16 protein-coding genes and 1 pseudogene are annotated in these 23168 nt (G+C 61.5%); 9 read left to right on the forward strand and 8 right to left on the reverse strand.

The genetic code is table 11. The features are described 5' to 3' along the window. Nucleotides 1-230: 230 nt before the first annotated feature. From AC3I65_RS15325 to AC3I65_RS15335, 3 genes and pseudogenes are all read left to right on the forward strand, one after another. Nucleotides 231-827, forward strand: a pseudogene (locus AC3I65_RS15325) (methyl-accepting chemotaxis protein); the annotation flags it as partial. Between the two features lie 93 nt (nucleotides 828-920). After that, nucleotides 921-2090 carry an efflux RND transporter periplasmic adaptor subunit gene (locus AC3I65_RS15330; protein WP_487777082.1) on the forward strand — a complete coding sequence of 390 codons (1170 nt, stop codon included), beginning with the start codon at nucleotides 921-923 and terminating at the stop codon, nucleotides 2088-2090. A gap of 3 nt (nucleotides 2091-2093) precedes the next feature. Beyond that, nucleotides 2094-5189: an efflux RND transporter permease subunit gene (locus tag AC3I65_RS15335; protein WP_305466125.1), complete on the forward strand. Its 3096-nt coding sequence runs from the start codon at nucleotides 2094-2096 to the stop codon at nucleotides 5187-5189. A 439-nt stretch (nucleotides 5190-5628) separates the two neighbouring features. Here AC3I65_RS15335 and AC3I65_RS15340 read toward each other — a convergent pair whose 3' ends face one another. From AC3I65_RS15340 to AC3I65_RS15355, 4 genes are all read right to left on the reverse strand, one after another. After that, the gene (locus tag AC3I65_RS15340) at nucleotides 5629-6477 is read right to left on the reverse strand and encodes an ureidoglycolate lyase (protein ID WP_488523958.1); all 849 of its coding nucleotides are present in this window, start codon (nucleotides 6475-6477) and stop codon (nucleotides 5629-5631) included. A 37-nt stretch (nucleotides 6478-6514) separates the two neighbouring features. Beyond that, the gene (locus AC3I65_RS15345; protein WP_139049787.1) at nucleotides 6515-7255 is read right to left on the reverse strand and encodes an SDR family oxidoreductase; all 741 of its coding nucleotides are present in this window, start codon (nucleotides 7253-7255) and stop codon (nucleotides 6515-6517) included. After that, a complete protein-coding gene (locus tag AC3I65_RS15350) occupies nucleotides 7252-8634 on the reverse strand; it encodes an MFS transporter (protein WP_160894357.1) in 1383 nt (460 codons plus the stop codon). Before AC3I65_RS15350 ends, AC3I65_RS15345 begins: the two co-directional genes overlap by 4 nt. Nucleotides 8635-8887: 253 nt before the next feature. Beyond that, complete coding sequence (locus AC3I65_RS15355; RefSeq protein WP_160894355.1) at nucleotides 8888-9850, reverse strand: LysR family transcriptional regulator; 963 nt, start codon at nucleotides 9848-9850, stop codon at nucleotides 8888-8890. Between the two features lie 114 nt (nucleotides 9851-9964). On the opposite strand from AC3I65_RS15355, the gene AC3I65_RS15360 reads away from it, so the two are divergent. From AC3I65_RS15360 to AC3I65_RS15375, 4 genes are all read left to right on the forward strand, one after another. Next, nucleotides 9965-11146 (forward strand): fumarylacetoacetate hydrolase family protein, encoded by a 1182-nt coding sequence (locus tag AC3I65_RS15360; protein WP_139049784.1) that lies wholly within the window; start codon nucleotides 9965-9967, stop codon nucleotides 11144-11146. Nucleotides 11147-11193: 47 nt separating this feature from the next. Beyond that, nucleotides 11194-12978, forward strand: coding sequence for an IlvD/Edd family dehydratase (locus tag AC3I65_RS15365; RefSeq protein ID WP_160894353.1), 1785 nt, complete (start codon nucleotides 11194-11196; stop codon nucleotides 12976-12978). Between the two features lie 260 nt (nucleotides 12979-13238). Further along, nucleotides 13239-13919, forward strand: a complete 681-nt coding sequence (locus tag AC3I65_RS15370; protein WP_139049782.1) for a peptidoglycan-binding domain-containing protein — start codon at nucleotides 13239-13241, stop codon at nucleotides 13917-13919. Between the two features lie 56 nt (nucleotides 13920-13975). Continuing rightward, nucleotides 13976-15829 carry an HNH endonuclease family protein gene (locus AC3I65_RS15375; RefSeq protein WP_240539568.1) on the forward strand — a complete coding sequence of 618 codons (1854 nt, stop codon included), beginning with the start codon at nucleotides 13976-13978 and terminating at the stop codon, nucleotides 15827-15829. Here the strand turns inward: AC3I65_RS15375 and AC3I65_RS15380 are convergent. The 4 genes from AC3I65_RS15380 to AC3I65_RS15395 form a co-directional block, all read right to left on the reverse strand. Next, complete coding sequence (locus AC3I65_RS15380; protein ID WP_487777087.1) at nucleotides 15824-16468, reverse strand: hypothetical protein; 645 nt, start codon at nucleotides 16466-16468, stop codon at nucleotides 15824-15826. The two genes, AC3I65_RS15375 and AC3I65_RS15380, sit on opposite strands and share 6 nt — an antisense overlap. Before the next feature lie 149 nt (nucleotides 16469-16617). Then, nucleotides 16618-18066, reverse strand: coding sequence for an APC family permease (locus AC3I65_RS15385; protein ID WP_488523959.1), 1449 nt, complete (start codon nucleotides 18064-18066; stop codon nucleotides 16618-16620). Nucleotides 18067-18259: 193 nt separating this feature from the next. Continuing rightward, complete coding sequence (locus AC3I65_RS15390) at nucleotides 18260-19000, reverse strand: IclR family transcriptional regulator (RefSeq protein WP_139049778.1); 741 nt, start codon at nucleotides 18998-19000, stop codon at nucleotides 18260-18262. Nucleotides 19001-19059: 59 nt separating this feature from the next. After that, nucleotides 19060-20022: a helix-turn-helix domain-containing protein gene (locus AC3I65_RS15395; RefSeq protein ID WP_139049777.1), complete on the reverse strand. Its 963-nt coding sequence runs from the start codon at nucleotides 20020-20022 to the stop codon at nucleotides 19060-19062. A gap of 216 nt (nucleotides 20023-20238) precedes the next feature. Here AC3I65_RS15395 and AC3I65_RS15400 point away from each other — a divergent pair, with 216 nt between their 5' ends. Then, the gene (locus tag AC3I65_RS15400; RefSeq protein ID WP_139049776.1) at nucleotides 20239-21615 is read left to right on the forward strand and encodes an aspartate aminotransferase family protein; all 1377 of its coding nucleotides are present in this window, start codon (nucleotides 20239-20241) and stop codon (nucleotides 21613-21615) included. Nucleotides 21616-21659: 44 nt separating this feature from the next. After that, a complete protein-coding gene (locus tag AC3I65_RS15405) occupies nucleotides 21660-23114 on the forward strand; it encodes an aldehyde dehydrogenase family protein (protein WP_339488586.1) in 1455 nt (484 codons plus the stop codon). Nucleotides 23115-23168: the final 54 nt, after the last annotated feature.

Genomic DNA, 23168 nt, shown 5'->3' on the forward strand with positions numbered 1-23168 from the left:
AGCAAGCCTCCCTGGACACCCGCAACACCGCCGATACGTCGGCGCAGGTGGCCCGGGCAGTCAGTGCGGGGATGCATACGCAGTACCGGGAAGTCGAACTGGCAGCGACCGCCCTGCATGAAATGAGCACCAGCGCCCAGGAAGTAGCCCGTCATTCCCACCAGGCCGCTGATGCCGCCGCCGTCGCCGAAAACGCAAGTCGATCGGGACGGGAATTGTTCGCCAACGCGGTCAACAGCATCGACAGCCTCGACCGACGCCTGGAAACCACCCTCGAACAAGTGCAGGCGCTGGCCGGCAACAGCCAACACATCGGCCAAGTGCTGGACGTGATCTGCGCCATTGCCCAACAGACAAACCTGCTGGCCTTGAATGCCGCCATCGAAGCGGCCAGGGCGGGTGAACAGGGACGCGGCTTCGCCGTGGTGGCCGACGAAGTTCGCCATTTGGCCAGCAACACCCAGAACTCGGTCGAGCAGATACGCACGGTGATCGAAGCGCTACAACAATTGAGCCAGGAGGTCGTGCACAGCACCCAACTGAGCCGAGAACAGGCCAGGGACAGCGTCACTCAAGTCGAAAAGACCCATGTGGCGCTGCAGCGCATCACCGACGCCGTGGAAGTGATCGAACACATGAACCAACAGATCGCCAGCGCGGCCCTGGAGCAAAGCACTGTCGTGGAAGACATCAGCCATCGCGTCAGTGACATTCGCGGGATCAGCGAGACCTTGAGCAGCCGGATGGAGGAGGCCTCGCAGGCCAGCCACTCGTTGCATGCCATGGCCAACCATCAACAGCAGTTGGTGGAGCACTTTCGTATTTAAGTGATTACACAATTTCACAGAGCGCCTACAAAGCTTCACCCCTGCCATGAGCCTGGATCCCTACCATGGGCGGCTCAATAGTGGGGAAGTACCATGTCCAAGATTCCTTTCGTCACACTGGGCCTGTTGGTCGGGGCACTGCTGCTCAGTGGCTGTGATAGCGCCTCGACCCCGCAAGCCGCCGCCCCGCTGCCCAGTGTGCGTGTCGAAACCGTCCAGGCACGGCCCCTGTCGATCAGTAACGAGCTGAGCGGCCGGATCGTCGCGCCACGGGTTGCCGAAGTCCGGGCGCGGGTGGCCGGCGTGGTCTTGCAACGGGTGTTTCATGAGGGCCGCGACGTCAAGCAGGGCGATGTGCTGTTTCGCATCGATCCGGCGCCGTTCAAGGCTGACCTGGACAGTGCCGAGGCGGCGTTGCGCAAGGCCGAGGCCAATGCGTTCCAGGCCCGTTTGCAAGCCCAGCGTTACGCGCAGTTGATCGATGACAAGGCGATCAGTGGCCAGGACTACGACAACGCCCGGGCCAGCGTGCGCCAGACCGCCGCTGACGTCGCTGCCAGCAAGGCTGCGGTGGAACGGGCGAAACTGAACCTGGGCTATGCCACGGTGACCGCGCCGATTTCCGGGCGCATCGGGCGCGCCCTGGTGACGGAGGGCGCCTTGGTCGGGCAAAACGAAAGCACGCCGTTGGCGTTGATCCAGCAACTGGACCCGATCCACGCCGACCTCACGCAATCGACCCGCGAACTCAACGATCTGCGCCGTGCCTTTCGCGCAGGTTTTTTGCAAGCGGTCGGCCAGGACCAGGCCAAGGCTACCTTGATCCAGGACGACGGCAGCCCTTATCCGCTGCCCGGCAAGTTGCTGTTCACCGACCTCAGCGTCGACCCGAGCACCGGCCAGATCACCCTGCGCAGCGAGTTCCCCAACCCGGACCTGGACCTGCTGCCGGGCAGTTTCATCCGTGTGCGCCTCGAACAGGCGATCAACAACCAAGGCATCACCGTGCCGCAACGGGCCATTCAGCGCGACAGCGCCGGAGTCGCCCAGGTGTTGCTGCTGGACGCCGAGCAGAAAGTCAGCCTGCAACCGGTGCAACTGGGCGCCGCGCAAAACGATCGCTGGGTCGTCACGCAGGGTTTGAAATCCGGCGACCGCATCGTCATTGAAGGTCTGCAACACGCCCACCCCGGCGAGCACGTCCGGATCGACGATTCCCCGCTCCCCCTCGCCCAGGTTCCCGGGCCACAGGCAGGACACTAAGCCATGCCGCAATTCTTCATCGACCGTCCGGTGTTCGCCTGGGTCGTCGCCTTGTTCATCCTGTTGTCCGGTGTCCTGGCCATTCCACAGTTGCCGGTGGCGCAGTACCCGGTCGTGGCCCCGCCACAAATCGAGATCTACACCGTCTACCCGGGCGCTTCGGCGCAAACCGTGGACGAAAGCGTGGTCAGCCTGATCGAGGAGGAACTCAACGGCGCCGACAACCTGCTGTATTTCGAATCCCAAAGCAGCCTGGGCAGCGCCACTATCACGGCAACCTTCCAACCCGGTACCAACCCGGAACTGGCCCAGGTCGACGTGCAGAACCGCCTCAAGGCAGTGGAATCGCGCCTGCCGCAAGCGGTCACGCAGCAGGGCTTGCAAGTGGACAAAGTCTCCGCTGGCTTCCTGCTGCTGATCACCCTCACCTCCAGCGACGGCAAGCTCGACGACGTGGCGCTCAGCGATTACCTGGCGCGTAACGTGATGAACGAGATCAAGCGCCTGGACGGTGTCGGCAAGGCCCAGCTGTACGGGGCCGAGCGAGCCATGCGGATCTGGATCGATCCGCAGAAACTCGTCGGCTTCAACCTGACCCCGGCCGACGTCAATGCCGCCATCGTGGCGCAGAACGCCCAGGTGTCGGCGGGCAGCCTGGGAGAATTACCGAGCCGCAGCACTCAGGAAATCACCGCGACTATCGTCGTCAAAGGCCAGCTCAACACGCCCCAGGAGTTTGCCGACATTGTGCTCAAGGCCAACCCCGATGGCTCGACGGTGCGCATCGCCGATGTGGCCCGGGTGGAAATCGGCAGCCAGGAATACCAGTTCTCCACGCGCCTGAACGGCAAGCCGTCCACCGCCGTGGCCGTACAACTGTCGCCGGGGGCCAATGCCTTGAACACCGCGACCCTGGTGCGCAACAAGATGGACGAGCTGTCGCGCTACTTCCCGGCCGGGGTGGAATACAAGATTCCCTACGACACCTCGCCGTTCGTCAAAGTCTCGATCACCAAGGTGATCTACACCCTCGGCGAGGCGATGCTGCTGGTGTTCGCGGTGATGTTCCTGTTCCTGCAGAACATCCGCTACACCCTGATCCCGACCCTGGTGGTGCCGGTGGCGTTGATGGGCACCTTCGCGACGATGCTCGCGCTGGGGTTCTCGATCAACGTGCTGACCATGTTCGGCATGGTGCTGGCCATCGGCATCCTGGTGGACGACGCCATCGTAGTGGTGGAAAACGTCGAGCGGATCATGGCCCAGGAAGGCTTGTCGCCCAAGGAGGCCACGCGCAAGGCCATGGGGCAGATCACCGGCGCCATCATCGGCATTACCCTGGTGCTGGTGGCGGTGTTCATTCCGATGGCGTTCATGCAGGGCTCGGTGGGGGTGATTTACCAGCAGTTCTCGCTGTCGATGGCGACGTCGATCCTGTTCTCGGCCTTTCTCGCCCTGACCTTGACCCCGGCGCTTTGCGCGACCTTGCTCAAACCAGTCGCCAAAGGTGATCACCACGCCAAAAGCGGTTTCTTCGGCTGGTTCAACCGTGGCTTCGATCGATTCGGCGACCGCTATCAAGGCTGGGTGGCCTATGCGCTGAAACGCAGCGGCCGTTATCTGCTGATCTACGGCGTGCTGCTGGTGGGCATGGGCCTGCTGTTCAGTCGCCTGCCCTCCTCGTTCCTGCCGGTGGAAGACCAGGGCTACACCATCACCGACATCCAGCTGCCGCCGGGTGCCAGCAAACACCGTACGGTGCAGGTGGTGGAGCAGATCGAAGCCCATAACGCCGGCGAGCCGGGGGTCGGCGACAGCACGATCATCCTCGGTTTCAGCTTCTCCGGCAGTGGCCAGAACGCGGCGCTGGCCTTCACCACCCTCAAGGACTGGTCGCAACGCGGTGCCGAGGATTCGGCAGCGTCGATTGCCGACCGTGCCAACCTGGCGCTGGGTCAAATCAAGGACGCCATGGCCTTCTCGGTGCTGCCACCGCCCGTGGATGGCCTGGGCACTTCCAGCGGTTTCGAGTTCCGTTTGCAGGACCGGGGTGGCCTCGGCCATGCCACCTTGATGCAGGCCCGCAGCGAATTGCTCGCCGCCGCCGAGAAAAGCCCGATGCTGATGAATGTGCGCGAAAGCGCCCTGGCCGAAGCGCCGCAAGTGCAATTGGAGGTCGACCGCAAGCAAGCCAATGCCCTGGGCATTTCCTTTGCCGATGTCGGCAGCGTGTTGTCCACGGCGGTGGGATCGGCCTACATCAACGACTTCCCCAACCAGGGCCGCATGCAACGGGTGGTGGTCCAGGCCGAGGGTGATCAGCGCAGCCAGGTCGAGGATTTGCTGAAGATCCACGTGCGCAACAACAGCGGGAAGATGGTCCCGTTATCGGCATTCGTCCAGGCTCGCTGGACCCAGGGACCGGCACAACTGACCCGCTATAACGGTTATCCAGCGGTGAGCATTTCCGGCGAACCGGCACCGGGCTACAGCACCGGGCAAGCCATGGCCGAAATCGAACGGCTGGTGGCCCAGGGGCCGACAGGCCTGGGCCAGGAATGGACCGGGCTGTCCTTGCAGGAACGTTTGTCCGGCAGCCAGGCGCCGATCCTGTTGGGCCTGTCGCTGCTGGTGGTGTTCCTGTGCCTGGCGGCGCTGTACGAGAGCTGGTCGATCCCGACCTCGGTGCTGCTGGTGGTGCCGCTGGGTGTGCTCGGTGCGGTACTGGCCGTGTCGTTGCGCGGCATGCCCAACGATGTGTTCTTCAAGATCGGGCTGATCACCATCATCGGTCTCTCGGCAAAGAACGCGATCCTCATCATCGAGTTCGCCAAGAGCCTGTACGACGACGGCCACGACCTGATCGACGCCACGCTTGAGGCCGCACGCCTGCGCCTGCGGCCGATCATCATGACCTCGCTGGCCTTCATCCTTGGGGTAGTGCCGTTGGCGATTGCCAGCGGTGCCAGCTCGGCGAGCCAGCAGGCCATCGGCACAGGGGTGATCGGCGGGATGATCACCGCCACGCTGGCGGTGGTGTTCGTGCCGGTGTTTTTCGTGGTGGTGATGAAGCGTGTCAGGCGTGTTGATTCCAAGTGAGGCTGGGCCGGAGCACCGCTATCGCGAGCTTGCTCGCGATAGCGGCCTTACAGCTGGCCTTGTTCACGAGTACATATCCATTGCTGCGGTAACGGCTACTTAGGGTTCCGCCCTTACGGCGGCTCACTTTTGAGAAGCGCAAAAGTAAGCAAAACGCTTTTGCCCCACCACTCGGTGCCTCGCCTAGGCTCGGCATGCCCGAACGCAGGCATTGCTCCGTGGGCCCGCCGCGAAGGGCCATCCATGGCCCAGCGCGGCTATCCCGGCATCCATGCCGGGATGCCCACTCCACAATACCTGCGTTCGGCCAGCGTGGTTAACGGGGCGCCGAGATCAACGTCCGTCGCGAGGCGGCCTGACAGCCGACCTGTTTCTTGGTGAGACCGCGTTCCCCCTGTGGGAGCGAGCCTGCTCGCGAAGGCGGCAGCGAGCCCAGCCGTCAGTCCGCCTGCACCGTGACTTGACGCTGTTCGCCCAGGCCCTCGATCCCCAGGCGAATGGTCTGGCCCGGCCGCAGGAACACCGGGTTGGGCTTGATGCCCAAGCCTACACCGGGGGGTGTGCCGGTCGAGATGACGTCGCCGGGTTGCAGGCTCATGCAGCGGCTCAGGTAGGCAATCAGTTGCGGCACGCTGAAGATCAGCGTCCGGGTATTGCCGTTCTGATAGCGGTGCCCGTCGACCTCCAGCCACAGATCCAGCGTATGCGGGTCGGCGATTTCGTCCCGGGTCACCAACCACGGTCCAAGAGGGCCAAAGGTGTCGAAGCCTTTGCCCTTGTCCCAGGTGCCGCCGCGCTCCAGTTGCCACTCACGCTCTGACACGTCGTTGATGACGCAATAACCGGCGACATGCTCCAGGGCGTTGGCTTCGTCGATGTAACGACCGCCTTTACCGATGACCACGCCAAGTTCGACTTCCCAGTCGGTCTTGAGTGAGCCACGCGGGATCTGGATGTCGTCGTTCGGTCCGCAGATGGCGCTGGTCCACTTGTTGAAGATGATCGGCTCTTTCGGCACCTCCATGTTCGACTCGGCCGCATGGTCGGCATAGTTCAGGCCAATGCAGATGAATTTGCCGACCTGCCCGACACAGGCACCGATCCGAGGCTGGCCGGCAACCAGGGGCAGGCTGTACGGATCGAGGGCTGCTAGCGCTGCCAGGCTGTCCGGGCCCAGGGCCTGTCCGGCGATGTCCGGCACATGGCCCGACAGGTCGCGGATCTGATGATCGGCATCCAGCAGGCCGGGTTTCTCCGAACCTTTTTCGCCGTAACGCAACAGTTTCATGGAGTTCTCCTGTTCAGATTCAAAGTGAAAACCGGGTTCAGATACTCATGCCGCCATCGATAACATGCACGCCACCGGTGGTGAAGCTCGACGCATCGCTGCCCAGGTACACGGCCAACTGCGCGATTTCTTCGGTACTGCCGATACGGCCCATGGGCTGACGTTCGAGGAACTGCCGGTAAACCTGGGTCTCATCCACACCTTGTTGCGCAGCCTGGGCCGCGATGCGCTGTCGGAGCGACGGCGAGTCCACGGTACCAGGGCATATGGCGTTACAACGGATGCCCTGAGTGACGAAGTCGATAGCCACAGCCTTCGTCAAGCCCACTACCGCCGCCTTGCTGGCCGCATAGGCAAAACGGTTGGGCACGCCTTTGATGCTGGAGGCCACCGACGACATGTTGATGATCGAACCGCCGCCCCGCGCCTGCATGCCTGGCAGAAATGCGCGGATCATCCGGTACATGGCCGTGACGTTGAGGTCCAGCGAACGCGCCCAGGCGGCTTCGTCGCACTCCAGGATGTTGCCGCTGTGAACGTAACCGGCGCAATTGAAGAGCACGTCCAGCCCACCGATACGCTCGCAGGCAGCGCTGATGGCAACGGTCGACGTGACGTCCAGGTTGATGGCAGTAATCCCTTCAATGCCAGTGAGGGCATGGATATCGATGTCACTGGCGAACACCTCGGCGCCGGCCCGGGCGAAAGCAATGGCGCTGGCCAAACCAATGCCCTGCCCCGCTGCCGTCACCAACACCCGCTTATTTTGCAGATTCATGCAGTCTCCAGTTGCACTGCCGTGTCGGCGTGCTTGGGAGTCCTGCCGAGCATCGAGGCAGGGATGGCCAGGATCAGTCCGCCGCTGACCAAAAGACACAGGGCGAGTACATAGGTGCCGTTGTTGATGTTGCCCGTGAGGGTTTCCGCCACGGCGGTGATCATCGAACCGGTGAACCCCGACAGGTTACCGATGGCGTTGATCATGCCGATGCCGGCCGCGGCGGCGACGCCCGACAGCACGGTCCCCGGCAAGGTCCAGAAAATCGGCATCAAGCTGAGGATTCCCGAGGCGGAGACGCTGAGGAAAAGCACGGACAACACCAGGTTGTCAGCGAAGAAGGCACTGAGGATCAAGCCGACGCCGCCAATGAACGCCGGGATCGCCGCGTGCAGGCGCCGCTCACCGGTGCGGTTGGAGTGCCGGGCATTGAGCAGCATCGCCACCACTGCCACCGAGTACGGGATGGCGGTCAGCAAACCGATGTGCAAACTGTTCGTGATACCGGTGCTCTTGATGATCGAGGGCATCCAGAACGCCAGGCCGTAGAAGCCGGTATTGAAGGTCAGCAGAATCAGCACCAGCAACCACACCCGAGGGTTGAAAAACACTTCGCTCAGCCGTGTGGCCTTGCCCTGGTTGTCGGTTTGCAGATTGGCCTTGAGCATGGCTTTTTCCGCGACGCTAAGCCATTTGGCTTTATCGATGTTGTCGGCCAGACAGACGATCACCACAAACGCCATGATGATCGAAGGGATGCCTTCAATGAGCAGCATCCATTGCCAGCCGGACAGGCCTTGCACCCCTTGCATGCTGTTCATCAGCCAACCGGAGAGAATGCCACCCAAGGTCAGACTGACCGGCAGTGCCAGCAGGAAGCCGGACATCACCCGGCTCTGCCGGTGGGTCGGAAACCAGTAATTGAGGTAGAGAATCACGCCAGGGAAAAAGCCCGCTTCGCAGATGCCCAACAGGAAACGCAGCACGTAGAACATCGTGCTCGATTCGAGGTGGAAGAAGGCCGCCAGCGGCACGGTGTAGGCCACGGCCATGGAGATCACCGCCCAACTGAGCATGATCCGGGCGATCCAGAACCGTGCGCCAAAGCGATGCAGCAACAGGTTGCTGGGCACTTCGAAGAGAAAATAGCCCCAGAAGAACATACTGGCGCCCAAGGCATACACGGTGTTGCTGAATTGCAGCTCGTTGAGCATATCGAGCTTGGCAAAACCGATGTTCACCCGGTCGAGGTAGGCGGCCATGTAACACAAGAGCAGGACCGGCAGGATGCGCCAGATAACCTTGCGGTAGGTCCGGTCCTCAAAATCGAGTTCACTGGCTTGCGACTGCGCGGGTAAATGCTCGGATACGGTTTGCATGAGGTCACCCCTGGGCATGTGGGCATGCCTGATTGTTTTTATTGAGTGGGTCACTCTACTGTCGGGAATTGATTCTTTCCCAATGGCATTTTTGGATTAACTGATAACGAGTCGTTATCAAGATAACCATCGGCCGGTGCCGAACTTGTGCCGAGGAGATTTATCTGTGGGAGCAAGGCTTGCCCGCGATGAAGACGACGCGGTCAGCGAGTACGAGGCGCCGGCATCGCGGGCAAGCCTTGCTCCCGCAGATTCACCGACTTTCTTGAGTGGACGATGTGGCAGCCAGACGCGCGTTTTCCTTGAGAATGTCAGCGAACTCCAGCGCCGCCCCCACCAGTTGCTCACCCTTGCGCGTGAGGATGCCGTAATCCTGCGGCACCAGGTGCAAGGGCGTATCGAGGGTTATCAACTGGCCGCTTTCCAGCAGCGGGTTGACCATGGCATTGGGCAGCATGCCGATCATGGGTCCGCGTTGTAGAACCTGGAGGAAAGTCTGCATAGAGATGGTGTCGATGGTATTGCGCGGCATCCCCACCCCGGCCTCGGCAAAGGCCAGTTCCATGCGTGCACGAATCGGTGTGCCTACCGGGTAGAGAATCCAGGGCAGGTCCACCAGTTGCTGCAAGGAAGTGGGCCCCGCGTTTGCCAGCGGATGTCGGCTGTTGACCACGATGCAGAACGGCTCCGGGGCCAACGCCTGGAAGTCATAGCGTTGCTGCTGGCTTTGATCGGTAAAGCGTGCCACCGCAAGATCAAGGTTTTTTTCTTCGAGCATCTCCATCAAATGGTTACTGGTCTGCTCAACGACTTCAATCGATAGCAGCGGCCACCTTTGCTTGATCTGCAGGATCGCCTCGGGCAAGGCCACCGCCGTGGCGGCGAAAATCCCGCCGACCTTGAGATAACCGTGACCGCCCTCGCGCAGGCTGCTGATTTGCTCAACGAACGAACGTGCATCATTCAAGGCGATTTGCGCATAACGCAACACATGCTCCCCCAGCGCCGTGGGCGGCATGCTTCGGGGCAGCCGTTCGAACAATGCAAAGCCCAGCAGGCTTTCTATTTCCTTGAGCATCTTGCTGATGGCCGGCTGACTCAGGTTCATCTGCTGGGCAGCCAAATGCATATTGCGTGTGCGCCCCAAGGTATCGATCAACATCAGGTGGCGAAATTTGAGCCAGCCGCAGAAGCTGGAAAAGGACAGGTCTGACATGGGCGTTCCTCGGATCAGCAATAACCTGACGTTATCAAATACTGAATATATCTCATTGGAGTTTATCGACCACCCACCCTAGCGTGAAGGCTTTACGAATCAGGAAACCTTTCCATGTCGCTACTGCTTACTCCCGAAAATACCCTGCCGGTCGATGGCGTGGCCGGAACCCTGATTGGTCGCGCCTGGGTGCCGGGCCGGATTGCCGGACCTTCGCCCATTGTGCTGCGCAGCGACGGGGTGTTTGATCTGTCGGAGCGTTTTGCGACCTTGAGTGACTTGCTGGAAACAGAATCACCACTGGCTGCGGTGCGGCAGACACCCGGTACCTTCATCACCACTGTCCAGGCCCTGCTGGCCAACACCGGCCTCGACGCCGACCCGTCCAAACCGTCGTTGTTGCCACCCCTGGATTTGCAAGTCATCAAGGCCGCCGGCGTGACCTTCGCCGCCAGCATGATCGAGCGAGTGATCGAGGAACAGGCCGGCGGCGACTCAACGAAAGCCCTAGCCATACGCGCCACCGTGCAAAGCGTGATCGGCGACAACTTGCGTTCGATCGTGCCAGGCTCGGAGCAGGCCATGCGCCTGAAGGCCTTGCTCATCGAACAGGGCATGTGGTCGCAGTATCTGGAAGTCGGCATCGGCCCGGATGCGGAAATCTTCACCAAGGCACCGGTTCTCGCCGCCGTCGGCAGCGGCAGCCGCATCGGCATTCATCCCGGCTCCCAATGGAACAATCCGGAGCCGGAAGTGGTGCTGGCGGTGAACAGCCGTGGCCAGATCCACGGCGCCACTTTGGGCAACGATGTCAATCTGCGGGACTTCGAAGGCCGTAGCGCGCTGCTGCTGAGCAAGGCCAAGGACAACAATGCCTCCTGCGCCATCGGGCCGTTCATTCGCCTGTTCGACGAGCACTTCAGCCTGGATGATGTGCGGGCCTGCGTGGTCGATCTGCAGGTACAAGGCGAAGACGGTTACCGGATGCATGGATCTAGCTCCATGAGCCAGATCAGCCGCGACCCGCAGGACCTGGCGGGCCAGACGCTCAACGCCAATCACCAATACCCGGACGGTTTTCTGCTGTTTCTCGGTACCCTGTTCGCCCCCACAGAAGACCGTGATCATGCCGGTGGCGGGTTTACCCACAAACTGGGTGACCGGGTCAGTATCAGCAGCCCATTGCTTGGCAGCCTGCATAACCAGGTGACCCACAGCTCTGACGCCGCACCCTGGACCTTTGGCGTCAGCGCTCTGCTGCGCAATCTCGCCTCCCGGGGGTTGCTCGCCCGCTGACGCAGAACCGTTTGCCGATTCGCCTAATTACAAGAGAGAAATGAATCATGACCGACACGCCAAAACGCCGACTGCGCAGCGAGCAGTGGTTCAATGATCCTGCCCACGCCGACATGACCGCCCTGTATGTCGAACGCTACATGAACTACGGGATGACCCGCCAAGAGCTGCAATCGGGACGCCCGATCATCGGCATCGCCCAGACCGGCAGCGACCTGACGCCCTGCAACCGTCATCACCTGGAGCTGGCGCAACGGGTCAAAGCCGGTATTCGTGATGCCGGCGGCATTCCCATGGAGTTCCCGGTGCATCCGATCGCCGAGCAGTCGCGCCGCCCCACTGCGGCGCTGGACCGGAACCTGGCCTACCTGGGGCTGGTGGAGATCCTCCATGGTTATCCATTGGACGGCGTGGTGCTCACCACAGGTTGCGACAAGACCACCCCGGCCTGCCTGATGGCCGCGGCAACAACCGACCTGCCGGCGATTGTCCTGTCCGGCGGGCCGATGCTCGACGGTCACCACAAAGGCGAGTTGATCGGCTCCGGCACCGTGCTCTGGCATGCGCGCAATCTGATGGCCGCCGGCGAGATCGACTACGAAGGCTTCATGGAAATGACCACTGCGGCATCGCCGTCGGTGGGGCACTGCAACACCATGGGCACTGCCTTGTCGATGAACGCCTTGGCCGAAGCCCTGGGTATGTCGCTGCCCGGTTGTGCGAGCATTCCAGCGCCCTACCGCGAACGTGGGCAAATGGCTTATGCCACCGGCAAGCGTATCTGCGAACTGGTGCTGCAAGACGTCCGCCCTTCGCAGATCATGACCCGCGAGGCCTTCGAGAACGCTATTGCCGTCGCCTCGGCACTGGGCGCTTCGAGCAACTGTCCGCCACACCTGATCGCCATCGCGCGGCACATGGGCGTCGAACTGAGCCTGGATGACTGGCAACGGATCGGCGAGGACGTGCCGCTGCTGGTCAATTGCATGCCGGCGGGCAAGTACCTGGGTGAAGGTTTCCACCGGGCCGGCGGCGTCCCAGCGGTCATGCATGAACTGCAAAAAGCCGGGCGGCTGCACGAAGACTGCGCCACGGTCAGCGGCAAGACCATCGGCGAAATCGTGCGCAGCAGCCTGACCAGCAACACCGACGTAATCTACCCCTTCGACACCCCGCTCAAGCACCGTGCCGGATTCATCGTGCTCAGCGGCAATTTCTTCGACAGCGCGATCATGAAAATGTCGGTGGTGGGCGAAGCGTTCCGCAAGACCTACCTGTCCGAACCCGGTGCCGAGGATAGCTTCGAAGCCCGCGCCATCGTGTTCGAAGGACCGGAGGACTACCACGCCCGGATCGACGACCCGGCGTTGGACATCGACGAACGCTGCATCCTGGTCATCCGCGGTGTTGGCACCGTGGGTTACCCCGGCAGTGCCGAAGTGGTGAACATGGCCCCGCCGGCCGCGCTGATCAAACAAGGCATCGACTCCCTGCCCTGCCTCGGTGATGGGCGCCAGAGCGGCACATCGGCGAGCCCGTCGATCCTCAACATGTCCCCTGAGGCAGCGGTGGGAGGTGGCCTGGCCTTGCTGAAAACCAACGACCGCCTGAAAGTGGATCTGAACACACGAACCGTGAACCTGCTGATCGACGAAGCCGAGATGACCCGGCGCCGACTCGAATGGACACCGAATATCCCGCCTTCGCAAACGCCCTGGCAGGAGCTGTATCGGCAGTTGGTGGGTCAGCTATCCACGGGGGGCTGCCTTGAGCCTGCCACGTTGCATCTCAGAGTAATTGCCCGCAGTGGTGAGCCGCGCCACTCTCACTGACGAGGGCAAGCCTGTTCATTGCCCCACTACCGCGCCGCCAGGATGTGAGCAGCTGGCTATCCGACGTTAAGCGTCGGCTAGCCTGGCCATCGGCCAGAAGCCCTACCGCGACCAAACGCTTACAAAATGACAACCGGCACCTCATCAAGTCAGAGCTCCTTCCAAAACGCCCATAACCTACTAAGGTTTTAATCGCCTGCTGAATCGGCGCGATTGCCTTCAGATGACCACCGTGCGACTTCCAGGGAAGGAGAAACCGTATGAATGCCAGATCGGACCCGGGCGGTGACGGCATCGTCCTTACACTGGGGGCCACCGAAAGCGTCGACAGTGTGGCCTACGCCTACGGGCATGCGCGCGAGACACTCTGGGATCACCCGCGCAATGCCGATCTGCGCCGTCAACACCCGGACGGGACGGCGCTCGCGGCGGGTGATTCGTTGTTCGTCCCGCCGCGTGTGAAAGCGACCTTCGAACAGAACGCCACCGGGCAAAGACACACCTTCCGCGTACTGAACACCCCTGCCATGCTCAGGTTTCGCCCTTATGCCCTCGCCGGACAGGGCCTGGCCCGGCACTTTCAGGTATTGCGCGGTGACACGCTGCTGGGCAGTGGCGAAGCCGAAGCCAACGGCGATATCGTCTGGCCTCTGGAGCCCACCGCCGACGACATCACCGTGCGCGTAACCTTTGACGGCTTCTCCCGCGATTATCATCTGAGGCTGCGCGCGCTCGACCCGATCAGTACCCTCAAAGGCGTGCAGCAGCGTCTGCGTGGCCTTGGCTACTTCAACGGCGACTGCGATGGTCAGATGGATGACGCGACCCGTGTGGCCATCGGTGCGTTCAAGATGCAGGCCGGATTGCCCGACGACAATGAGTTACTCAGCGATGCCGTACGCACCGCGCTCCACGGCTACCACGGCGAGGCCCCCGTATGATCAGGGTTCGCAAAACGCCTACGGCCCCTCCCGCGCTACAGCGCTCGCACGATGCCATGAAAAACAACGTCCTGCAGGCTGTCCAGGCTGGCGCTTCGGTGGTCCTCTGCACCAAAGGCACCAACACCGCCAAAACAAAAAGTGTTCCCAAAGGCTCGGTGAAGGTCGTCATCGATGACGACCAATACAAACCGCCCCACGCCAAAGCGCTGCTCAAGGTCGACCAATATGGCAAGTGCGCCTTTTGCGAGGCACGCTTCATGGACACCGCAGGCGGGGATGTTGAACATTTCCGGCCGAAAAAACGCCACGACGGTTTCGTTCCAGTGAACGACAAGGCAATGGATAACCTCGGTTATTTTCAGTACGTGTACGACTGGAGCAACCACTTGTGGTCATGCAAGGAGTGCAACGAGACCTACAAGAAGAACTACTTTGACGTGATACCGGACAATCTGGCGCAACCGCCGCCGAGACTGGAAGACTTCAACACCGAGGATGAGTTCTGGGACGCCATTGGCGAATGGGGCCGGTTCAGGCCACCGCGCCACGACGCGTGGGACGACCCGCACAACGCCGAGAAACCGGTGTTGATCAATCCTGTCACCGAGAATCCCCGCGAGCACATCAACTTCAATTGCGCGACAGGACTGGCCATCCCCGCCCCTCTGAATGACCTCAACCAACAAATGCAGCCCACCAGCGACAGGGGTGGCAAGAATATCCTTGTGCTCGGTCTGAACCGCAAGGAGCTTGTGTTCGCCCGCATGCGGCATCTGACAATGTTGCGAGGGGTTTTTCTGGAGATGACCCACAGCCTCGACCTGACAATCGAATTCCTGAAATGGCAACGTGGAGAAGAGTGGTTCAAGACCTTGCAGGAACCGACATTGCGCCACCTGGTGAAATACCCCGACGCTTATCAGGTATCGGACAATCCAACGCGCTGCGCTATCGAGTTTTTGTTCTATTCGACAACGCCCCAGGCACCGTTCTCTGGATTGGCAATGGACGCCTTTGCCTGCTGGAGCCTGGAACTGGCCCGGCACGTGATGCAGTTGCGCGAGCACATCACTCAACTGCAGGCCGCACAAAGCGGGATAGCCCCGGCCACCCGCAGCGTCCACGAACTCCCCCGGCTCAGTCTGCATGCGACCATCCTCGCTACCTACAAGGCGGACATGAAGGCGCTGCAAGCATTGCGCGACACCCTTGAGGTGTATGCTCCGCTATGGAATGCCGGCTTTGAGCAAACGCACATCGAATACGTCTGCCGGGATCGCCTGGAAAAAGTCATGGCTGAACACGCCCAATTTTTCCTGTGGCAAAAGAACTATACCCGTTACGACCCGGCTTTCGTCGCCGGCTATCTGACCCACGAACGCAACTTCCTGGATGTCTACAACGCCCTGGAAACCTATGAGTGCGACAAGAGTACATGGAGCAATGCGATAGACGCGATGAGGCGAAACCTCAATAGATACGGGCCGGATCTCGCAGAAGACCTCACGCCCCATTGCAATCAGGTCGTCGCCCGACTCAAGGTGGTGACGCAAGCGTTCGACCAGGATCGAAACCTGACTCAGACAGCGCCCTGGTGCAACGAAGTGGTCAAGATAGGACAGGATGCTGAACAGCTTACCGCTGAGCTCGACCGCCGTTGCCAAGCCTGTGGGAACGAAGATGCCAGCAACAGCACCACTGAAATGCGCACCACGCTGACGAAAATCGCCAACGCCGTCGCCAAGCTGAAAGCGGGCGACATTCCCCGAGAAGTGACGCCACTTGAATTGCCAGCCCCGCCGAAGCCCTGGATCACGCCAAAGGCCACCGGGCTGCGCAAGCGCGCCGGCATGCCCCAAGACCTGGACGCCGCGTGGAAGCACATTCGTTTGCGATCCAATTCATGAGCCGCGGCATCGCTCGACGGCACGCTGATCGAGTTTGGGAAACGTCACCTGACAGTTGCCGGGATCAACCCCTTCCGCTCTCGCCCGGCCGAGTTCGTCAAGCACACCGCTGCGCTGGGTCCCATTGGGCAGCACAATGACGTAGGGCTCCCCGCTGACGGGCTGCCCCTGCATATCCAGTAACTCGATCTCCACAAAGGTCAGCGCAACCAGCTCAAGTGGATTGACGGACTCGGACGAGGCTTTTACCTGCGCACGCTTGTGAGCCGCGGCGGACACCGGTGCAACAACCGCTTCCACAGCGCCCGAGGCCGGTAGGCGAACGGGCATCGGTCGTTGATGTGGAGACACGTAAGCACACAACTCGCCACTCGACAGCTTGCCCGCGACCTGACGGCGAATCTCGTCATCGTCCAGCAGATGGACCAGAATCCCCTGGGCGGACAATAGCGCGCGCAGACGGGCTACTTCACCGCTCCCGGCAAAATGTCGGCGAATAAAGCGCTCTGCCTGCCACGGTTCACGCACATCGATCCTGGTCGCCGGGCTTGCCTCTCGCAGCGCGGACTGGCCATCAGCACGGTTGGATCGAGTACCCAGCTCGATGCGATCGGCCCCGTCAAAAAAACAAATCCGCATAGGCTGCCAGTCCCGGACAGGAGGATGAAGAGGCAGTGTAGATGATCCAGCACCGGTGATTTGTGCCTATTCGGCAAGCTTGGTTGCAAGGTCGCAGGCCATCCATGGCAAGGCGCCCAGAGATTCAGTTGAACGGACTGCGTGGGGACTCAGAGCTTGTGACTGCCCAATGCCAGGTACCGCTGCGGTGACGCCTTACGAAGTCGGGCCGCCAAAAACACACCCGCCAACAGGGCCACGGGAATAATCGCGCAGAGACCGTATGACAAGGCCTTGCTGGCGCCCGTCAACACATCGAAGTGCATGACCGCGATGACCAGCACCGACAATAGGGCAAGACAAGAAAAACCGGGGAAGATCCGCCCACGCCAAACGCCCAGCTTGAGCTCAGGGTGGCGTCGGAAGAAGACCAATACCGCTGCCGAAGTGATCGCCATCAGTAAAATCACGCAAAGCGTCGCCAGGCTGGAAAACCAGGCAAAAAGTTGCAGAATCGGATCGGCATCCATGGCGGCGAAAATCAGCACGACCACGGCAGAGATCAGGCTCTGCAATGCCGACCCCATATGGGGGCTTTGGTGGACGCGATGGGTAGTCCCCAACTGACGCGGCAACAGGCCGTCACGCCCGATGGCGTAGAAGTAACGCGCCGCTGCATTATGAAAAGCCAGCAGGCCGGCGTAGATACTGACCATGAACAGCACCCGGATAATCTGAGTCAGATACGGGCCGACGAAATGGTCGGACATGCCATAAATGAACGTCGTCGGGTCTTGCAAGGCCTGCAGCGTGGGCACAATCTTGTCCGCCCCTACGCCCACCACCATCGACCAGACCGACAGCGCGTAGAAACCACCAATCAGCAATACCGAGCAGTAGGTGGCAATCGGAATGGTACGCTGCGGGTTCTTGGCCTCTTCGCCATAAATAGTCGTGGCCTCGAAGCCGATGAACGCTGCGAAGCAGAACAGCAAGCCGATGGACGGCGTGCCGCTGAACACATGGCTGCGATCAAACGCGTCCAGATTGATGCCGCTGTCGCCACCGGTTTTCAGAATGGCGAAATCCAGGGTCAGGATCGCCAGGTATTCGGCAATGACCACCACCGACAGCACCCGCGCCGACAGGTCGATCTTGCGATAACCCAGAATCGCAATGCTGGCCATCGCCATCAATGAGTAGGACCACCAGGGCAACTCCAGGCCGAAGACGCTGGCCATCGTGCCGCTGACCACGCCGCCGAACATGCCGTACAGACCGACCTGGAGAATGTTGTAGGCAAACATCGCCAGCACCCCGGCCGCTCCTCCGGCCATGCCCCCCAGACCTCGGGAGGTGAACGCATAGAAACCACCGGCGTTGGTGAGATGTCGGGACATAGTGGTGTAGCCCACTGAAAACGCCAGTAACACCAGCAGAGCCAGAAGCAACAAGGCCGGTGTCCCGGCACCATTGCCTAGCATGATACCTATGGGGAAGCCCCCGGCGATGACACTCAACGGGCTCGCCGCCGAAACCACGAAGAAAATGATGAAGCCGACACCCAGGGCGCCACGCTTGAGCTCCGTGGAGCTATTGACCGGGGTAAATACACTCATGTTATTGACCTTCTTGTATGAGGCAGCCGCTGTGAGATCGGTGAGGTCAACCGCTACCGTCACCCAATAGCTTGTCGCGTTATCGCACGCTGGGTTCGATCCTATGCCCGCCCATGAGCACCCCACTATCCCAAATCGGTAACTCGCAGAACTCGCCTCAAAAAAGCCAGCCATCCACCCGGCCTTTATCACCTCATTGCAAAGCGATACGTGTCGTCAGCTGCGCCGCCGCGCCCATCACCAGGTCACACAGGTAGCTGCGCTGAAACGCGTGGAACCGCTCACTGCGCCCAACCAGGGTCATGCTCCCGAGTATTCGTCGCTTTTCGTCGAAGATCGGCGCCGCGACGCCACTGCGTCCCGGGTACAGCTCACTTTCGCTGATGCAATAACCTTGTTTGCGAATGGCAAGCAAGCTCTTGGTAAACGGCTTCCATTCCAGCCCCAGATGCAGCAATTGGTCCTGGTTCGCGTGGGCATCATAGAGGCGTCGTATCTGGCGTGGCAGCAGATAAGCCAATACGACCCGGGAGGTCGCGCTGTGGAAAAGGTCGATCGGTCGTCCCTTGCCACCTCCGACCGGACCAGCATCGGAGCCACGCTGGATCAGCACGTTGACCACCGAGTCGCCATGCCACTCGCTGACCAACGCATCCAGGCCGGTGTCGGCGACCAGTTTGTCGACCAGGTCCCGACTGCACGCCAGCAGCGGATCGTAGTTCGCCATCTGATGCTCCAGCGTGATGATTCGCGGGCCCAGCGCGTAACCACGCGGCAAGCGCTTCAACAAGCCGGCATCGCCCAGTTCACGCAGATAGCGGTAGGCAGTGGCGGGCGTGTAGCCAAGCTCCCGGCAAATGATCTCCACGTCGATGAGCGGCTGCTCCGGGCGAAAGAGGTCGAAGACCTGAAGCAGGCGGCGAAGACTATTCATGTTTTCTTGAGATCCTGATGAAGTGACAGCTACCCCGCCGGGTACAGCGGGGTTTTGGTTCAGGCGCGCGCGCAGACAGGGATGGCAGCACGGGCGGTTTGGGAGGGCAACTCTGCGAACAACGCCTGGTACTCCTCGGCAAAATGGCTGAGGTGGTAGAAGCCCCATTGGGCGGCGGCATCGCCGATCGAGAGATGGGAGGCCGGGGTAGACATCAAGGCGCGGCGCACTCCGTTGAGCCGAACCGAACGCAAATAGTTCAGCGGTGTGGTCTCGGCCACCGAGCGGAAGCTGTTCTGCACGGTGCGCCGACTCACCTGGAGGCGTTGGCACAACTCGATCACGCTGGGCACATTGAGCATCTCGACAGTCGTCAGACGGTGGCATTTCTCGACAATAAAGCTGCGCGTGGAGCTGGGGCTGCGCTGCTGTTTGTCGCAGGCCGGGTCGGTGAGCAGCTGCAGCAACTCACCGAGCATTGCCTGCTCCAGCCCCTGCTCGCCCGCGCTGTCGAGCGCTTCGTCGCCTATGGCCAGAGAGAGCACCGCCAGCAATCGACGCCGGGCCTGGGCGAAGCGCTGCGCGGACACCCGGATCACCGGCTGGCGCAGCAACCGGCTGATTTCCCTGGCCGACGCTGTTTGCTCCAGCGCCTGCTCGAACCATTCGCGTTCGAATGTGATGGACAACAGTTCCATGCCCATCGGCATATGGAACATGAACTCCTCGCCGCCGTGCAGAAAGAACAGGCTGCTGTCGTCCACCTCGCGACCTTGCATCCGCGTCGAACCCGGCACGTTGATCGGCACGGCAAAGCACATCTTGCCGCGCGGAGCCACGCCGTGCTGCACCACACGCTGGTTGATCTGCTCGCTGAACACGTGGCAACGCGCGGTGCTCAGCTGCATCAAAGAACTTTCGGCAAGGCCGGCGGTTAACTGGCTGTAGTCCTGGTTCCACTCCTGAATGGTGGCCGCATGGACATGGATATCGCGAAAATGGCTGATCTGGTGGTTTTTCATGATGCGCGAAAACCTCGGCCGATATTATTGTTTTTTGCTCGCATTTCTTTGCGATATTCGCACATAGATAAAATAGCGCATAGCTAATTCTCGTATCTGCCACTCGTCGAAACCGGCGGGTGGGGTCGGCTCGTCTATTTGCCGATTCGGGATAACGGCCAAGGACGCTCCATGAGAATGATCGGCACACTGAAAACGCCATCCAGAGAGTTCGTCATGAGTGAATCCAAACTAGAATCCTTACACTTCGCGGATGCCCCGCGGATTATTTCCAGCACACTGCCCGGCCCCCTGACCCGCGAGGCCCTGGCGTTATCGGCGCGTACCGAGTCGATGGCGCGTGGCGGCGGCCGTATGCCCATCGCCATGGACCGCGCGTTCGGCGCGACTTTCAAGGACCCGGATGGCAACACCTATATCGATCTGTCCGCAGGCGTGGGCGTCAGCAGCGTAGGCCGCTGCCACCCCAAGGTGGTACAAGCGATCCGCGAACAGTCCGAGGTGCTGATGCATGCCCTGGAAATCAACAGCACCCGGCGCACCGAACTGGCCGCCAAGCTCTCGGAAATCGCTCCCGACGGCCTGCGCGGCGACTGCATCACCTTCTTCACGCAAAGCGGCAGCGATGCGCTGGAGGCCGCGATCAAGTTCGCCAAGCGCATCACCGGGCGCCACCAGATCCTTGCCTTCCACGGCGGCTACCACGGCGTGTGGAACGCCTCCGGCGCCCTGACTACTGGCACGGCCTACCGCAAGGGCTACGGTCCGATGATGGGCGGCGTGATTCACGCGCCCTACCCCTATGCCTACCGCTTTCCCTTCGACACCACGCACAAAAGCGCCGAGCAGATCGCCGGCGACTACGTGGACTATCTGCTGAACAGCCCCTACACCGCCGCCGATGACGTGGCGGCCGTGATCGTGGAACCGGTACAGGGCGAAGGCGGCTACGTGCCGCCCTCGCCAGAGTTCCTGCAACTGTTGCGCAAGGCCTGCGATCGCGCCGGCGCGCTGCTGATCGTGGATGAAGTACAGTCCGGCGCCGGGCGTACCGGCAAGATGTGGGCAGTCGAACATTCCGGCGTAAAGCCCGACATGCTGACCTTCGGCAAAGGCATCGGCAGCGACCTGCCAATGGCAGGGCTGATCATGCGCTCGGACCTCGCGGCCTTGATTCCCGACGGTTCGATGCCCAATACCTTCGCCGCCAACTCATTGTCCGCGGCCGTGGCGCTGACCAATATCAGCATCCTGCAGGACCCGGAACTTGGTCTGCTCGAGCGTGCCCACACCCTGGGACTGGAGGCGCAGGAACGTATCCGTGGCTTCAACAGCCCGTTCGTTGGCGAAGTCCGCGGCCGCGGCCTGATGATCGGTATCGAACTCGTCGAAGACCCCATCACCAAGACACCGCTGGAAGGCGCCAAGATCGGTCAGCTCATGGGCTACCTGATGAACCACGGTGTGCTGATGATCCCGTGCGGACGCTACAGCAACGTGATGCGCGTGATGCCCTCGCTGACGATCCCGCGCTCACTGTTCTTCAAGGCCCTGGACATCTTCGGCGACGCCCTGGCCTCCCTCAAGGCATGAGGTGTGGCACCACCGACCATTCCCCATCACGCATGGACACCTACATGACTCAGTACCTGAAACACTTCATCCAGGGCGCGCCCTTCGAAGCCAGCGACGGAGGGCGCATTCCTCTTATCAACCCCGTGACCGAACAGGTCAACGGTAGCTGCGCAAGCGGTACCGCCGAGGATGTGGACCGCGCCGTGGCAGCGGCGCACGCCCAACTTGAGGGGGGGGCCTGGAGCCGCCTGGACGGCGCCCAGCGCGGTCGCCTGTTGTCGAAACTGGCTGACCTGGTGGAGCGCGACAGCGAATTGCTGGCCGATATGGACGCCAACGCCATCGGTCGCTCACCGCTCGAACCACGCCGGATGGACCTGCCCAACGCAATCGCCAACCTGCGCGCCGCCGCCGGCTGGGCCAACCAGCTTGAAGGACGCACCATTCCCACCGGCGGCTACTTCGGCAGCAAAACCCTCTCGTACACCGTACGTGAGCCGGTAGGTGTGGTCGGTGCCATCGTGCCGTGGAACTCACCGCTGATGATCACCGTGTGGAAGCTCGCCGCCTTGCTGGCGGCAGGCTGCACCGTGGTCATCAAACCCTCGGAAGAAACCCCACAATCGGCCCTGCACCTGGCAGCGCTGGCTCAAGAAGCGGGCTTTCCTGACGGCGTGATCAACGTGGTCACCGGCTACGGTGCGCAGGTGGGTCGTGCCTTGTGCGAACACCCGCACGTCGCCAAGATCAGTTTCACCGGCAGCCCCGAGGCCGGACGCGAGATCCAGCGCACCGCCGGGGTGCTGTTCAAGCGCGTGGCGCTGGAACTGGGCGGCAAAAGCCCACAGATTGTGTTCGACGATGCGCCCTTCGATGACGCGCTGTTTGGCTGCTCACTGGGCCTGTTCGTCAACCAGGGGCAGATCTGTGCCGCCGGCTCGCGCATCCTGGTACACAGCAGCCTCGCCGAGCGCTTCGCCGCGGCGCTTGCCGAGGCCGCGCGCGCGGTCAAGGTAGGCGACCCTCGCGAGCCTGGCGTACAGATGGGGCCGGTAGCCAAGAAAGCGCAGTTCGATCGCGTCAACCGTTACATCCAGATGGGTATCGACCAAGGCGCCTCTTTGTTGGCCGGCGGTGTATCCACCCCGGAGCAAGGCTGGTTCGTGCGACCGACGATCTTCGCCAACGCCCGCAATGACATGACGATTGCCCAGGACGAAATTTTCGGCCCCGTCGGCACGGTCATCACGTTCGACAGCGAAGAAGAGGCTGTGGCACTGGCCAACGATAGCGCCTACGGCCTGGCGGCCACGGTCTGGACGACCGATCTGGTACGTGCGCACCGCGTGGCCGCTGCGGTAAAGGCCGGCGCCATCGGCGTCAACTGCTGGAGCCCGCTGGACGCCAACCTGCCATGGGGCGGCGTCAAGGCCAGCGGCATTGGTCGTGAAGGTGGGCTTGCCGGTGCGCTGGCCTACACCGAGGAGAAAGTCATCACCGTGCTACTGCCCACCTGAGAAAACTCACTGCACCTGCCCTCTCAGGGCCTTGGGTCCCGAGGGGGTATGAAT

The sequence above is a fragment of the Pseudomonas sp. N-1-13 genome (assembly GCF_057787095.1).

Excerpts from the sequence above, each read along its gene's own strand:
- AC3I65_RS15365 (WP_160894353.1), top strand. The coding sequence starts at position 11,194 with ATGACCGACACGCCAAAACGCCGACTGCGCAGCGAGCAGTGGTTCAAT.
- AC3I65_RS15355 (WP_160894355.1), bottom strand. The coding sequence starts at position 9,850 with ATGTCAGACCTGTCCTTTTCCAGCTTCTGCGGCTGGCTCAAATTTCGC.
- AC3I65_RS15335 (WP_305466125.1), top strand. The coding sequence starts at position 2,094 with ATGCCGCAATTCTTCATCGACCGTCCGGTGTTCGCCTGGGTCGTCGCC.
- AC3I65_RS15405 (WP_339488586.1), top strand. The coding sequence starts at position 21,660 with ATGACTCAGTACCTGAAACACTTCATCCAGGGCGCGCCCTTCGAAGCC.
- AC3I65_RS15375 (WP_240539568.1), top strand. The coding sequence starts at position 13,976 with ATGAAAAACAACGTCCTGCAGGCTGTCCAGGCTGGCGCTTCGGTGGTC.
- AC3I65_RS15395 (WP_139049777.1), bottom strand. The coding sequence starts at position 20,022 with ATGAAAAACCACCAGATCAGCCATTTTCGCGATATCCATGTCCATGCG.
- AC3I65_RS15360 (WP_139049784.1), top strand. The coding sequence starts at position 9,965 with ATGTCGCTACTGCTTACTCCCGAAAATACCCTGCCGGTCGATGGCGTG.
- AC3I65_RS15385 (WP_488523959.1), bottom strand. The coding sequence starts at position 18,066 with ATGAGTGTATTTACCCCGGTCAATAGCTCCACGGAGCTCAAGCGTGGC.
- AC3I65_RS15330 (WP_487777082.1), top strand. The coding sequence starts at position 921 with ATGTCCAAGATTCCTTTCGTCACACTGGGCCTGTTGGTCGGGGCACTG.
- AC3I65_RS15380 (WP_487777087.1), bottom strand. The coding sequence starts at position 16,468 with ATGCGGATTTGTTTTTTTGACGGGGCCGATCGCATCGAGCTGGGTACT.
- AC3I65_RS15340 (WP_488523958.1), bottom strand. The coding sequence starts at position 6,477 with ATGAAACTGTTGCGTTACGGCGAAAAAGGTTCGGAGAAACCCGGCCTG.
- AC3I65_RS15400 (WP_139049776.1), top strand. The coding sequence starts at position 20,239 with ATGAGTGAATCCAAACTAGAATCCTTACACTTCGCGGATGCCCCGCGG.
- AC3I65_RS15390 (WP_139049778.1), bottom strand. The coding sequence starts at position 19,000 with ATGAATAGTCTTCGCCGCCTGCTTCAGGTCTTCGACCTCTTTCGCCCG.
- AC3I65_RS15350 (WP_160894357.1), bottom strand. The coding sequence starts at position 8,634 with ATGCAAACCGTATCCGAGCATTTACCCGCGCAGTCGCAAGCCAGTGAA.
- AC3I65_RS15370 (WP_139049782.1), top strand. The coding sequence starts at position 13,239 with ATGAATGCCAGATCGGACCCGGGCGGTGACGGCATCGTCCTTACACTG.
- AC3I65_RS15345 (WP_139049787.1), bottom strand. The coding sequence starts at position 7,255 with ATGAATCTGCAAAATAAGCGGGTGTTGGTGACGGCAGCGGGGCAGGGC.